This is a genomic window from Frigoribacterium sp. CFBP 13729 (genome assembly GCF_014841875.1).
Taxonomy (GTDB): Bacteria; Actinomycetota; Actinomycetes; order Actinomycetales; family Microbacteriaceae; genus Frigoribacterium.
Genome location: NZ_JACYUR010000008.1, coordinates 51595 through 64776, shown reverse-complemented (window position 1 = coordinate 64776; position 13182 = coordinate 51595). Strand labels below are relative to the sequence as shown.

The window sequence follows — 13182 nt, the reverse complement described above, 5'->3', positions numbered from 1 at the left end:
CGGGCCGGATCGTGTGAACGATCCGGCCCGTCGGGGGCTGTGCTGTTGCGTGTAGCTAGAGCTTGTCGATCGTGATGGTGAAGGCGTCGCCGGCATCAGCGATGATCTCGAGGCCGCTGGTCACGGTGCCGAGGTGGACGATGCCGGGTTCCGGGATCTCGAGCTTGCCGTCATCAGCGGTGAAGAAGATGATGTCGTGACTGTCGGCCCAGTAGCCGATCTGGCCGACGCTGTAGGTGAGCATCGTGTCGGTGGCCGTGACCAAGGGGCGAGGGAGCGGGCCTGGCTTTTCCCGCTCGAAGAGGTCGTACATCTCGATCGTGACGGGCAGCAGAGCCATGAGCTCGTGGCCGGCCGCTGAGTCGACGATCTCTCCGGTGGCCTCGCCATCGGGGAGAGTGATCTGGATCTTCATGTGGTGCTCCTTCTTAGAAGTGGAACAGGGACCCGGAGGTCAGGGGGCGAGGCAGCGCAGCTTCCTCGCCCCCTGGGTGTTCAGGAGGTGATCACTCCCACTCAGCGGTCATGCCGGCGGGGAATCGGGATCCGAACCCGCCGGTGGGCAGGATCTCCTTGATGCGGTCGAGGTCTGCCTGGGTGAGGGTCACGTCGGCGGCTCCGGCGTTCTCCTCGACGCGCGTGGCGCTGCGTGTACCGGGGATGGGCACGATGTGCTCGCCCTGCGCGAGGAGCCATGCCAAGGCGAGCTGTGCGACGGTGGCGCCCTTGGCCTCGCCGAGCTCGGCGAGTTGGCGAGTGGCGTGGAGGTTCTTCTCGTAGTTGCCGGGCTGCCAGCGTGCCGCGGTGTGACGCATGTCGGACGGGTCGTACTCAACACCAGGCTTCGCGGTTCCGGTCAGGAACCCGCGGCCCAGCGGCGAGTAGGGGACCAGCCCGATGCCGAGCTCGTCGAGGACGGGGAAGAGCTTCTCGATCTCTCGATCGAACAGGGAGTACTCGGTCTGCAGGACCGAGACGGGCTGAACAGCGTGTGCGCGGCGCATCGTGTCCGGGCCCGCTTCGCTGAGGCCGAAGTACTTGACCTTGCCCGCGTCGATGAGCTCCTTGACGGTGCCGGCGACATCCTCGATGGGCACGTTCGGGTCCGGGCGGTGCTGGTAGAGAACGTCGATGTAGTCCATGTCGAGGAAACGGAGGCTGTTCTCGACGACTTCGAGGATGTGCTCGGGGCGGCTGTCGAAGCTGAAGTCCGGCTTGAAACCAAACTTGGTGGCGATGACGACGTCATCGCGGAAAGGCTTCACCGCGCGGCCGACGACTTTCTCGTTCTCGCCCCAGCCGTACATCTCAGCGGTGTCGAAGAGCGTCACTCCGAGCTCGTGAGCTTTGCGGATGGCTGCGACGCCGGCGTCCTCTTCGCCGGGACCGTAGAACGAGGAGATGCCCATGGATCCGTAGCCGATGGCGGACGTGGTGAGGCCCTGCTGGCCCAGTGTGCGGTGCTGCATGATCTTGCCTTTCAGTGGTGGTCAGGATGTCGCCGCCAGGAGGCGGTTGGAAGAGAGGGACGAACTAGACGTGTGCACCGTTCGGCACGATGGTCTCGATCCGTGCGAGGTCGCTGCTGCTCAACTCGACGTCGGCAGCTGCGGCGTTCTCGAGGACCCGTTGAACATTTCGCGAGCCCGGGATTGGCACGATGTTCGCCCGGCGGGTGAGCAGCCAGGCCAGTGCCAACTGAGCCAAGGACATGCCCCGGTTCTGCGCCAGAGCATCGAGCTGGTCGACGATGTTCCTGTTCGCGTCGTAGTTGCCTTCGGCCCACCAGGGGTTGCGCTGTCGGAAGTCATCAGCGGGGTAGCCCGAGAGGGGTTTCACCCCGCCGGTCAAGAACCCCCGTGCCAAGGGGCGATACGCAACGACACCGAATCCGAGCTCGTCGCTCAGGGGGAAGTACTCCTCTGCCCCACGATCGAACAGCGAGTAGGACACTTGGACAACGCTGATCGGATGCACCGCGTGGGCGCGGCGAGCATTCTCCGGTGTCGTGTTCGAGAGCCCGAGGTACTTCACTTTGCCCTCGTTCACGAGCTCGGCCATCACGCCGGCGACGTCCTCGATCGGGACCGCTGGATCGTGGATGTGTTGGTAGAGGACATCGATGCGGTCCGTCCCCAAGGCCCTGAGGCTTTTCTCGACCACGTCGCGGATGTGTCGGGGCCGCGAGTCCTGTCCGAAGGACGGTGTGAAGCCAAACTTCGTGGCGATCGTCACCTCATCACGGACCGGAGCGAGAGCGGTGCCGAGGAGGCGTTCACCACGGCCCCATCCGTAGAGCTCCGCGGTGTCGAAGTGCGTGACGCCGCTGTCGTATGCCTGGCGGATAGCGGCGATCGATGCGTCGTCGTACGTGCCACCGTTTCCCAGACCGCTATCCATCGAGCCATAGCCCAGGAGTGACGTTGTCAGGCCTTGGCCTCCGAGGTTCCGTTGCTTCATGTGTGTCTCCTCTATCAGCCAGGCAGATTCCGCCTTACGTGGCAGAGTCTGCCACTTGTGGCAGCTGTAGAGTAGCTCTCATGGCGGAGAATAAGCAACTTGTTGGCGGCTTGCGGGCCGCCGCCCGCGACGCGGTTCGCCAGCAACTCGCGGACGTCGCAATCGACCTGATCTCAGAACGAGGCTTCGACGGCGTGACGGTCGAGCAGATTGCCTCGGCCGCCGGCGTCTCGGTTCGCAGCGTTCATCGGTACTTCCCGGCCAAGGAGGACATGGTGGTCGGGGGCCTCAGCGCCTACGGCTCGGTAGTCAGGGATGCTCTTCTGGCGCGGCCCCAGGACGAACCGATATTGAAGTCACTCGAGGCCGCTTACGGCGCGATGCTTCGCACCCGCCCACAGACCGAGCGAGACAAGATCGCGGTGCGGCTACTGGCGGATGCCCCGTCTCTGCACGCTCGGAATGCCGAGAAGCACCTAGCTTGGGCCGCCCTACTCGAGCCGATCGTTGCCGACAGGTTGGTAGGACTCGACATCGACCTCCGAGCACAGGTTCTCGTGGGAGTCAGCATCAGTACGTTCTCGAGCGCCCTTGCCGTCTGGGCGCAACCCGGTGAAACACGAGGCGTTCACGAGGTGCTGACCGCCGCGTTTGAGACACTCCGGTCCGCCTGAGCGGCCCGAGAATCTGCCCCGCCCTCAGCAAGCCCACGTGGGCGGTCCATACCGAGGGCATCTTTGACCGCTCGTGGATCCCCTATCGGACGATGACGCGCCACGCGCCCTTCTCGTTGCTCGCCACCGAGGAGAAGCTGACTCTCGTCACGCCCTCGCGGGACGACTCCGGGATGTCCAGCTCGAGCACGCCCTCGGCGCAGCTCGCACGGGCGGACGTCATATCGACGGCACCCGCAGCCGACGTCAGACCGAACAGCCCCTCAACGGATCCGTCGCCGAAACACTCGAGTTCGACTCCCCTGATCGTCACGGGCTCCTTGAAGGCCGCCGAGATCTCGTCACCGTCTGCTTCCTCGCCCCGTTCGACAAGCGATGCCAAGACGGCCAGATATTCGCCGTCGCCCTGGACCGCTGAAGGCGCCTGGTCGAGCCACAGAGCGATGTCGCCGGCCTGGTCACCGGTAGCGTCCTCGGAGCACCCGACGAGGCTGACAGCGCAGAGGGTCACGACGGGCATGCAGAGCGATCGAGGGCGCACGGTCGAAGGATGGCATGTAGCTAACCTCGTCGCGACACCCCACTGCGAGGGCCCGACCAGCGATCGACTATCGGGCATTCGACCCGAACTTGCTGTTCAGGGCGCCTAGTCGAGAAGTACGACGAATTCTGGGCCGAGCTCAGCTTGCAGGTCTCGAGCTAACCGAGCCGCCCACCGGTCATGGCTAGGAGACTGACGCATCTCGTGGGTGTGCCACCACTCGGTCCAGTCGTAGAGCTGCTGCGTCAGCCGTGCAGAAAGCCCGTACTCCTCTGGCGAGTAGGTAGTTCGCGCCTCGTCATTGAGCAGGATGTTCTCGCGAAGCGGCCACGACTGACCCTCGAAGAGGACGAGAGACACCTCCCTTTGCATGAGACCCAGTGTGCGGGACGCCGATGCCCTATCGGGCACCTTTGGTCAGGGCCAACGCTTTACTAGATGCCGCACCGCCAGCATCAAATGCCCGAAACGCCGGAGGATCTTTCTGCGGAGTGGCGCTGCTCGCTCTAGCTCACGGGCCGTCGGCCTCACGAACAATGCATGGGGCACGCTGTTCCAGCACTTCTCTTGACCAGGCACCTGCTGCCCGTGGTCCTCTTCGTACTCGCACTCCCCACAGGCCGCCGGCCCTTCCAACGTCGAACCCCCGTGCTCTTCCCATGAGTGTTCGCAGTCCGGGCACGATGTCTCTCGCAGCCGCCGCCGCACGGCACGGCCGGAAGCGCCTGCGGGATTGCTCATGGAGCGAGTATGCAGGTTTCGCGATCTGTCCTAGAGCCGATCGTCTAACGGACAGCGCTCCCGATGAGGGCTACTGCGGAGGAGGAGACGGAAAAACGTCGGTGAAGGCGTAGAGCACGATGACCGTAGAGATGATGAGCATGCCGATCCCGCCGACGATCATCAGCCCTGGCGACTGGGCCTGGGGGCCGATCCGCCGCCCCTGGTCCTCGTAGGCCCTGCGAGCGGCGTCGGAGATGTGCTGGTGGAACACGATGAAACAGACACCGAAGATCGCGAACAGGGGCGCGACGACCACGGCGGCGCCCTGCAGCTCTGTCATCGCCTCATCCTGGCCGCGAGAACGCCCACAGGTCCACTCAGGTGCGGCCGCAGGACGGTCGCCCATCGGGCACGGCCAGTGGCGTCCCTTCGAAGCAGTGTCCGGCTTGCGAGACCGGCCGCCCCCTAGGGTGTGGCCATGAGAAGGAGACGCTGTGTGGCGTTGGCTCTGGTCCCAGGCCTCTTGACCCTCGCTGCTTGCAGCCATGAGGGGGTCCTGACGCTCGACGCAGCCGAGTCTGCGATCGCGGACTGCACGACGTTCGAGGACGTGATGGTGGAGTCCCTGAACGAGGACGCTTCATGCGCGCCGGGTGGATCTCGGTTGGTCTTCCCTGACGGCTTCGTCTTCGATCTGCCCGCCGACATCGGTACCGGGGCCGCTCAGCCCGGCGGCAACGTCGGACCGGTCTACACGTACGTCGGGGTGGGGACTTACGGCGTCTTCGCTACGCGGACGTCTGACAACTGCGAGACCGTCGACGAGTGGGGCAGCGGAGAGGCGCGAAACCGCGTTCATGAGGCGTTCGGAGACGACTACGGGTGCAAGGGGCCCAACTCCCGACCGTGACGACCATCCCGGTGCGGGATCCCCTATCGGGCGCCAGTAATCGATGCTGAGGTGTCGACCGGCGGTTGACGCCGCATCGGGGACTGCTAGCTTTCGATCGTGACGACCACCCCGGAGCGGCCTGGCCAAACCCATGAACCCCGTACCGGCCCGTCTCGTCTCGTGGCCGCCAGTTCCTTTGCCGTGGCAGCCGGCATCGTGGCCCTTGTGGCTCTCATCTCCTACGTCATCCTGTACGCCACGATGTGGGCCCCGGTCGTCCTCTGGGACAACGAAGGCTGGCTGTTCCTCTACCCGATCTTTCTCGCGGCCTGGGTACCTGTCGGCATCATGTCCGCCACCTCCCTTGGCCTCGCGATCGCCAGTTGCATCCGACGCGAAACACGCCGGCCCCTAGCCGTCGTGAGCCTGGGAACGGCGGCATTGTTGCTCACCACGTCGCTGCCGGCCCTTTGGGTTGGGGTTGGCCCGCTCTAGACGCAGAGAGTCGGTCTACGGCGCCAAGCCATCAGAGGCGGCTCACGTCAGGGCTGGCTACGAAAGGCTCGTGCCGCGATTTCGCATCCGTACGCCTGGCTCAGGAGGTTAAGTCTTCGGCGCTCGTGCATGCGCGCCCGTTGGCCGGAAGGTACCCGACGGCATCGGCTAGGTCTCCCATGACGCTAGCGCCCGTCAGCGTCGTTGTGTCGAAGACGACCTCAACGGCTGGAGAGCGGCCATAGGTGGTCAGGATGGCGGTGTCAGGGTCGTCTGGTGGGGAGTCGACGATCCAATCCACTCCCTGGATCGTGTAGCACGGCAGATCCGTGGGACCTGGCTCTGTGACCCCGCAGCGAAGCAGGACAGATGCGGGCTCACCCCAAGCACCAGTGGCCTGGGCGTCTGTTTCACGTTTCACTTCGGTCTCAGCGATGGTCTCAGGAAGATGCACTGTGACTTGCGCGCACCCCACTGCGTTGGCCTCGTCGGCTGAGCTCATAGGGACAGTCGCCGCGCATCCTGCCAGTGACGCCCCAACCACCACCACCACCACCCCAGCAGTTACAGCTCGCATTCGTCTTCCCCCATGGCGAGACCGTACCCCGGCCTTCCGCGTCGGCGCCTTCGACGCCCACAGCGCACCCCGTCACACAGACGCCGCCCGGGCATCATCGTGCAGCTGATCGGCCCTAGCCGGGTTGAACTACGCGAAGAGCGCCAGGGGTAGCGACACCACGAAGCACACGGGCGGTACGACGGCGATGCCACCGCAGACTCCTGCCCACCGGCCAGCGCGGCCGCCCAGAGCTCCGGCGACGATTGCAAGCACGATCGAGGCAACCAGGAGGAACGGCACGGCGAACCACAACGAGGAGGTCCAGTCTGCGGCGGAGAACCACAGCCACGAACCCTCGGCACAGGCCGTGACGAAGCAGACGATGAGGGTCAGCGGGGCGAGCAAGCGAGCCCGACCGGTCGGCGCGGTCTCGGCAGCGGGGCCGCCGCCCGGGCGGGGTGGCAGGTCGGTGAGGGGGTTGCGGTGGGGCAGCGCTGCCACTTCAGCCTCGGCCTCGCGGAGGAGTTCTCTGTCGGCCTCGTCCATGTCCTGACCCTAGCGATGGCGCGGCCGCTGGGGGCACGAGCACCCTCTGAACGGGCTCGCACTCTCGATGATCTTGAGTCGATAACGCGTCCGGTGCCCGATCCCCTATCGGGCGCTCCAAGCACGCGCTTCTACAGGGCTGAACGTCGGCGCATGCTCGTGGTTGCATCAGGTTCGCGACCGCTTCGTGCAGCCGCATCAGTCGGCGGCCGCCGACTCCCTTTTCCGTTTCGACGAACGAGTGAGCAGGAGAAAGCATCATGAGCAACACCGTCATCCATGACTTGGTTTCCGAGATGCTGAGTCAGCTTCCGTCCGGTGGAGGCATCGTGGCTGTGGATGGCGATGCTGGCGAGCATCTCTCGGACATGGGCAGTCAGTTAGCTCGGGAGATCAGCGCGAGAGGCCTCACGTCGTCGGTCCGATCATTCACGGGCGCAGACTTCGAGTCTTCACCCGCCGGCACGGACGTGCTGTTGGTCGTCGGCGAAGGCGCGTTGCAGCCTGGCGTCCGGACGCGGTGGAACTGGACTCTGTGGGTCGAAGCCTCCGGGGTGCGTGATCCGGCGAGCAACGACCGCAGTGCGGTGGCGTTCGAGAGCTACCGGTCGCGTGACGAGCCCAAGGGCGCCGCCTCGGCCATCGTCGACGTCAGTGACCCCGAGGCCTATCGCCGTGACTGGAACGACGCCTGTTCGATCTGAGCCACTCCCCCACGCACCCTCGTCGTCCGCGGTCAGGGCAGGGGACGGGGAGGCGCGAGGAGCGTTCCGCGTATGACGCTGCCGTGGAAGGTGCGCACGGCGACCGTGACCCAGGCCCCGACGAGCCCGATGTAGAACACGACCGCCAGTACCTGCAGCGCGACGAGTCCCGTGTGCAGGGCCAGACCGTTCAGGCCTGTCACGCAGGTGCCGACGGGGAAGGTGAACGACCACCAGGTGAGTGAGAACGGGAGCCCCTGGCGGATGGTGCGGCGGGTGATGGCCGATGCCAGTGCCGCCCACATCAGGGCGAATCCCAGAGTGGGCACACCGTAGACGAGCCCGAAGACGAACAGGGCGTGCGAGGTTCCCTGGTCGACGGCGAGGTGGGCGTTGCCACCGAGCAGGTTGGCCGCGGTGATCGACTGCCCCAGGGGACCGAGGACGATCCAGAGGGTCGGGACCATGCCGGCCGGGCCGATCTTGTGCTGGGCCAGGCGTGACCAGATCAGCGTGATGATCACGATCGACGCCAGCAACGACAACCCGAACATCGCGTAGCACCCCCAGAGCATGTTCTGCCTGGCCTGCCCCGCGGGCAGGAAGGGCAGCAGCAGCGCACCGGTCGAGGCAGACACCATCGGGGGAACCACGGGCATGAGCCAGCCGCCGAACGCACTGTCGGGGGCCGTGTCGTGCCGGGTGAACGTCAGGTACGGGACCGCGATCGCGCTGACGAGGCCGAGCACCGTACCGATGGTCCACAACACCCAGTCGATGCCGACCGCCAGGGGCGTACCGAGGACGTCTCTGCCCAAGAGCAGGGTGCCCGCGCCGACGGTCAGCAGCGCCATGGGCGGTGCCCCGTAGAAGTGCGCCATCACCGGATTGAGTCGATGCCCCCGCGCGGTGGCTCGGTAACGCACCCAGTGCATGACGGTCGCCGTGCTGAGAGCGACCAACAACACGCTGGCCAGTGCCCAGACGATGGTCGCGGCAGGGCGCAGCCCCGGGAACTGCAACGGCAGGGTCGCCGCGGCGTTGGCGACGATGCCGGTCCCCATGATCGACGCGAACCAGTTCGGGGTCAGGTTCGACACGATCTGCCCGCGGTGCTCGAGCTGGCGGAACAGACCGTGCGTGCGGGGAGGGGCGACAGTCGGTGTGATCGCGGCAGGCATGCCTCGATCTTCGTACGTGCGTCCGGCTGCCGATACGGGCGGATGCTTGTGGTGTCACAATCGATCCTTGTGACCGGACTCCCTGTTGATCTCGAGACGCTCCGACTGCTGGAGGCGATCTCGAGATCGGGCAGTCTGGGCCGGGCCGCGACATCGGTGGGCATCAGCCAGCAGGCGGCGTCGTCTCGCATCACGGGCGCCGAGCGGCGGCTGGGTCGTACGTTGCTCGTCCGCTCTCGGGCGGGCTCGGCGCTGACCGAGCACGGACTCCTGGTGTGCGAGTGGGGCCGACCCCTGCTCGAGGCGGCGACCACCTTCGAACGATCGCTGCACACCCTGATGACCGGCGCCTCCGACGCTCTCCTCGTCGCGGCGAGTCAGACGGTGTCAGAGGCGCTGATGCCACGCTGGATGACAGCGGCAGCGGATCGTGTCCGGGTACGCCTGGAATCGGGCAACAGCGACTGGGTCGTCGACGAGGTCCGTTCGGGGCGCGCGCACCTCGGGTTCACGGAGACCCCTGATGAGGCCGACGGGCTCGCCACGACCGTCCTGGGTGTCGACGAACTGCTCGTCGTCGTCTCGCCGAGGCACGCATGGGCATCGAAGTCCGAACCCGTGACGGCAGCGGATCTCGCATCCACACCGCTCGTGTCTCGGGAGTCGGGCTCGGGCACCCGCCGGACCCTCGAGCTCGCCCTGGGGATCGACCCTGCCCTGATGGCAGAACCCGCTGCGCAGTTGTCGTCGACGGGCGCCATCCGGGCGGCCATCGCCGGCGGTGTGGGTCCGGGAGTCATCAGCTCGTTGCTGGTCGAGGACGACCTCCGTGCCGGGCGCCTCGTCACCGTCCCGGCAGCCGTCGACCTGAGGCGCCCGTTCCGCGCCGTGTGGTCGGCCGGTCTGAGCGCCGGGGCGCAGGATCTCCTGGCCGTGATCGCCGCGTCGCAGCACAGCCCCGACTCCTCGCCGAGATGATCAGAGAAGCGAAGCGTGCCGTAGGGCCGTGACGGCCCGCAGGTGCTTCTCGCCGGCGCGGGTGGCGTTCGCCGGCGACAGATGGGGTGCCGCGAGCACGGGCACGACCCTCGCACGCGGTTCCAGGGTGAAGTACCTCATCACGCCCGTCAGGGCCGGAGTGCCGAAGGTCACGATCGCCCGCAGCTGCGGCAGAGAAACGAGCAGCTGAGCCAGGGCAGGGCGTGCCTCGTCGAGATCGGTGACGGTCGGCGCCCGACCAAGGGCCCACGGGACGATGTTCCATCGCAGGTAGACGTTCCTGCCCAGACCCGACTCGATCCGTGCTCGCCTGAACGCAGACGCCGTCGGCCCCGGGTTGTCCTCACTGCTGATCGCGTCCTCGCCCTGCTTGATCGTGGCAGGACCGGGTGATTCCATCAGCACGAGAACTGTCGCCGCTGCTCCTCCACCTGATGGGTCGAAGCCCGGCACGAAGCGCGCACGTCCTGGTCCGGAGCTCCGCCATTCCGATACGAGCTGATCGAGGCCCCTGGGCTGCTGCATCCCTAGACGCTACGACGTTAGGGACCGTTTCCGCCCACGCTCACCGACGACACGGAACGACCACGACGGCGTCCTCTCCGAGTGCGCTCGCCCCACAGCAAGTGATCCAGTGGGGGATCCCCTACTGAGACGATGCGTACAGCATCTCTGCGTGCTCTCGCGGCATGAACTCCTGGGCGAAGTCGCGTTCATTCGGAGCCCAGACGTCGGTCCACAACGCCTCGTGGCGTCGGCCTAGTTCCCTGTCGCGGGCCATGCCGCGGCTGACGGCGACGTCGAGCTCGACATCGCACCAGACCGTGACGTCGAGGGAAGGCAGGGCCTCAGGGTGGAAAAGGCCGATGAGATCGACGACGAGGATCTCGGCGCGAGGAACCGGCTCCGGAGCGCCGAGGGCCCCTACCGCCCAGTCATACCGTCGGAACTCGCCCTGCAGCTCGCCGCGGAAGGGCTCCAAGACACTCGAAACAAGACGTTGCCGATCCACTCCGTCCCAGTCTGCAGAGCGAAGGTGAGAGCGTGCGGGATCGAGAAAGTCGTCACCGCGCATCCTCACTGCGCCAGGCAGAGCCTCGACCATCCGGCGCGCAAGCGTGGACTTCCCCGACCCGCAGAAGCCCGAGATACCGACCACAACCGGGCGGCCTGCCGACCGGGCCCTAAGCGCGACATGCTCGACAACTTCGCCCTGATCCATGCAACGACCCTACGAGGTCGCCCCCGGTGGCCGATGGGCTAATGGACCAGTGTTGGGTCCTACAGGCCGTCGAACACGAAGCGTAGGAAGCGTTCAAAGAACCGCAGGACGGGCCGGACAAACCACCTCCACAGCCACAATGACGATCGAGGCCACCAGGCAGGAGCTCCACTGTTGGCGCGAGCCCGTCGCCACTCGTCTCGTTCAGCGCGTGTCCGCGGTGGCGCTGGACGGCGGCGGCCGTTCCTCAGCCGCTCTCGGCGGGGCGGTTCCGTTCTTCCGGGTGCCATCTAGGCCTGCTCTGCTCTTTGGATCGCTCGATAGACCGTCGACCGGGCAACGCCGAACAACTCGGCAATGTCGCTCGTGGTGTGCGCACCGGTGCGGTGCAGCTGCACGAGGTGCTTCTCCTGCGAGGCGGTGAGCTTGGGCTTGCGACCACGGAGCTTGCCGGCGGCCTTGGCGATCGCCATGCCCTCGCGGGTGCGGGCGCGGATGAGGTCGGCTTCGAACTCGGCCACCATGCCGAGGACGTTGAACAGGAGCCGACCGACGGGGTCGGTGGGGTCATAGACCGCTCCCCCGAGGTTCAGGGCGACGCCTTTTTTCGTCAGCTCGTCCGCAATGTCCGTCGCGTCGCGCAGCGACCGGGCAAGTCGATCAAGCTTGGTGACGACCAAGACGTCGCCGGCACGGCATGCCGCCAGCGCTTCCCGGAGGCCCGGGCGGGCTCGAGTTGTTCCCGACAGCCCGTGGTCCACATGCACGTGTTGATCGTCAACACCCAGTGCTGCAAGACCGTCACGTTGTGCTGCGAGATCTTGTCCCGAGGTCGACACACGCGCGTATCCGATGAGCATTCAAGGACTGTAGCGTTTGTACCCCCTTCACCGGGCATTTTTGCGGGACAGGCATACGCGAATCCGCAGGCCAGGCACCACTTGGCCTCAGCCGGCCGAACATGGTCGCGCAAAGTGTCCCGATGAACGACCGGCTGCCGGGCACTCCGGGCAGCGTCATGCCCCGGCAGGCCAGCGCACCGGGACGGGGAGGCGACGCTGTGCGCGCTCCGTGCCCGCGCCTCCTCGGCCGTCGACCAGGTCGAGCAGCAGGCCCGTCGCGACGCGGCCCAGCTCGTCGCCGTCGACGTCGATCGCCGGGACCCCGACGAGGCCGAGCGAGTCGACGACCATGCGCTCCGAGCTGACGACGACCCGGGAGGAGGCGGGCCGGTCTCCCAGCGCGAACATCAGCCCCAGCCCGATCGCGGTCGCGTAGGGCACGACGGCCGTCGCTCGCGCCTCGAGCACCGCGGGCAGCACCGAGACCCCCGCCGCGAACGTGGAGGGGAACGGCCCGAGCCGCACGAGCGACGCGCGTCCGTGCGCGGCACGGGTGACGGCCTCGGTGCGCTGGGCGTCCTGCCACGAGCCCTCCGGTCCGCCGACGTAGACGATGCGATCGTGGCCGTCGTCGATCAGGCGCGTGACGAGCGAGCCGAACGCCGCGGCGGTGTCGGCCACGACCGACGAGAGCCCGGCGACCTCGCGGTCGACGAGCACGGTCGGCTTCGAGGAGGCGGCGGCCGCGACGACCTCGTCGGGCCCGCGGGGCGCCACCACGATGAACCCGTCGACCTGGGCCGAGAGCCGCTCGAACGCGACGAGCTCGTCCGGGTGCGCCAGCGGGTGCACGGCGACGGTCAGCTGCACGTCGTGCTCGCCGGCCAGCGCCTGCGCGCCCGCGATCACGGGCGTGAAGTACGAGTTCTCGAGCGTCGGCACGACCAGGGCGATCAGCCCGCTGCGACCCCGGGCGAGCTGGCGCGCAGCGCGGTTCGCGACGAAGCCGAGCTGCTCGGCGGCGGCGAGCACACGGCCCGCGGTCTCGGGCAGCACCAGCTCGGGACGGCTGAGGGCGCGGGAGGCGGTCGCCTTGGAGACCCCCGCGAGCGCGGCGACGTCGGCCAGTGTCGACATGCGCGTCCCCTCCGTCTTCGTGCCTGCAGCGAGCCTAGGGGCACGGCCAGACCACGTTTCACATGATCGTTACACGCGGTGGTCGTGCTGCCCCCAGGGGGACCCTATGGTTGATGAGACCGGTTGCACAACCGGTTGCACCGCCTCCTCGACTCCCCTGTCGCCGCCCCCCTCGGCGACCTGGGCGCCGACGAGGCGGCCCCGTAC

At 66.9% G+C, this 13182-nt stretch carries 17 protein-coding genes; 5 read left to right on the top strand and 12 right to left on the bottom strand.

Going from position 1 to position 13182, the window contains the following annotated elements:
• Positions 1–55: 55 nt before the first annotated feature.
• From IFT77_RS15790 to IFT77_RS15780, 3 genes are all read right to left on the bottom strand, one after another.
• Positions 56–415 (bottom strand): cyclophilin-like fold protein, encoded by a 360-nt coding sequence (locus IFT77_RS15790; protein ID WP_192043271.1) that lies wholly within the window; start codon positions 413–415, stop codon positions 56–58.
• A gap of 91 nt (positions 416–506) precedes the next feature.
• The gene (locus tag IFT77_RS15785) at positions 507–1469 is read right to left on the bottom strand and encodes an aldo/keto reductase (RefSeq protein ID WP_192043270.1); all 963 of its coding nucleotides are present in this window, start codon (positions 1467–1469) and stop codon (positions 507–509) included.
• A gap of 64 nt (positions 1470–1533) precedes the next feature.
• Entirely contained in the window at positions 1534–2460 is a 927-nt protein-coding gene (locus tag IFT77_RS15780) for an aldo/keto reductase (RefSeq protein ID WP_192043269.1), read from the bottom strand.
• Between the two features lie 80 nt (positions 2461–2540).
• Between IFT77_RS15780 and IFT77_RS15775 the strand changes: the two genes are divergently transcribed.
• Positions 2541–3134: a TetR family transcriptional regulator gene (locus tag IFT77_RS15775; protein WP_192043268.1), complete on the top strand. Its 594-nt coding sequence runs from the start codon at positions 2541–2543 to the stop codon at positions 3132–3134.
• A gap of 82 nt (positions 3135–3216) precedes the next feature.
• Here IFT77_RS15775 and IFT77_RS15770 read toward each other — a convergent pair whose 3' ends face one another.
• Together IFT77_RS15770 and IFT77_RS15765 are read right to left on the bottom strand one after the other, a co-directional pair.
• Positions 3217–3654 (bottom strand): hypothetical protein, encoded by a 438-nt coding sequence (locus tag IFT77_RS15770; protein WP_192043267.1) that lies wholly within the window; start codon positions 3652–3654, stop codon positions 3217–3219.
• An 832-nt stretch (positions 3655–4486) separates the two neighbouring features.
• Positions 4487–4738 carry a hypothetical protein gene (locus tag IFT77_RS15765; protein ID WP_192043266.1) on the bottom strand — a complete coding sequence of 84 codons (252 nt, stop codon included), beginning with the start codon at positions 4736–4738 and terminating at the stop codon, positions 4487–4489.
• A gap of 138 nt (positions 4739–4876) precedes the next feature.
• Between IFT77_RS15765 and IFT77_RS15760 the strand changes: the two genes are divergently transcribed.
• On the top strand, positions 4877–5308 hold the full coding sequence (locus tag IFT77_RS15760) for a hypothetical protein (protein WP_192043265.1): 432 nt from the start codon (positions 4877–4879) through the stop codon (positions 5306–5308).
• A gap of 99 nt (positions 5309–5407) precedes the next feature.
• The gene (locus IFT77_RS15755) at positions 5408–5785 is read left to right on the top strand and encodes a hypothetical protein (RefSeq protein WP_192043264.1); all 378 of its coding nucleotides are present in this window, start codon (positions 5408–5410) and stop codon (positions 5783–5785) included.
• Between the two features lie 100 nt (positions 5786–5885).
• On the opposite strand, the gene IFT77_RS15750 is transcribed toward IFT77_RS15755, so the two are convergent.
• Both IFT77_RS15750 and IFT77_RS15745 read right to left on the bottom strand, forming a co-directional pair.
• Positions 5886–6362, bottom strand: a complete 477-nt coding sequence (locus IFT77_RS15750; RefSeq protein ID WP_192043263.1) for a DUF3515 family protein — start codon at positions 6360–6362, stop codon at positions 5886–5888.
• 129 nt (positions 6363–6491) lie between these two features.
• Complete coding sequence (locus IFT77_RS15745) at positions 6492–6890, bottom strand: hypothetical protein (protein WP_192043262.1); 399 nt, start codon at positions 6888–6890, stop codon at positions 6492–6494.
• Positions 6891–7150: 260 nt separating this feature from the next.
• On the opposite strand from IFT77_RS15745, the gene IFT77_RS15740 reads away from it, so the two are divergent.
• Positions 7151–7594, top strand: coding sequence for a hypothetical protein (locus IFT77_RS15740; RefSeq protein ID WP_054145818.1), 444 nt, complete (start codon positions 7151–7153; stop codon positions 7592–7594).
• Positions 7595–7626: 32 nt separating this feature from the next.
• Here IFT77_RS15740 and IFT77_RS15735 read toward each other — a convergent pair whose 3' ends face one another.
• Positions 7627–8775, bottom strand: coding sequence for a TDT family transporter (locus tag IFT77_RS15735; protein ID WP_043594582.1), 1149 nt, complete (start codon positions 8773–8775; stop codon positions 7627–7629).
• Here IFT77_RS15735 and IFT77_RS15730 point away from each other — a divergent pair.
• Positions 8707–9753: a LysR family transcriptional regulator gene (locus IFT77_RS15730; RefSeq protein ID WP_192043261.1), complete on the top strand. Its 1047-nt coding sequence runs from the start codon at positions 8707–8709 to the stop codon at positions 9751–9753. The genes IFT77_RS15735 and IFT77_RS15730 overlap by 69 nt on opposite strands.
• Here IFT77_RS15730 and IFT77_RS15725 read toward each other — a convergent pair whose 3' ends face one another.
• From IFT77_RS15725 to IFT77_RS15710, 4 genes are all read right to left on the bottom strand, one after another.
• Entirely contained in the window at positions 9754–10299 is a 546-nt protein-coding gene (locus IFT77_RS15725) for a uracil-DNA glycosylase (protein ID WP_043594580.1), read from the bottom strand.
• A 121-nt stretch (positions 10300–10420) separates the two neighbouring features.
• Positions 10421–10996, bottom strand: a complete 576-nt coding sequence (locus IFT77_RS15720) for a uridine kinase (protein WP_185233098.1) — start codon at positions 10994–10996, stop codon at positions 10421–10423.
• A gap of 290 nt (positions 10997–11286) precedes the next feature.
• Positions 11287–11856, bottom strand: a complete 570-nt coding sequence (locus IFT77_RS15715; protein ID WP_185233100.1) for a recombinase family protein — start codon at positions 11854–11856, stop codon at positions 11287–11289.
• A gap of 156 nt (positions 11857–12012) precedes the next feature.
• A complete protein-coding gene (locus IFT77_RS15710) occupies positions 12013–12975 on the bottom strand; it encodes a LacI family DNA-binding transcriptional regulator (RefSeq protein ID WP_192043260.1) in 963 nt (320 codons plus the stop codon).
• Positions 12976–13182 lie beyond the last annotated feature (207 nt).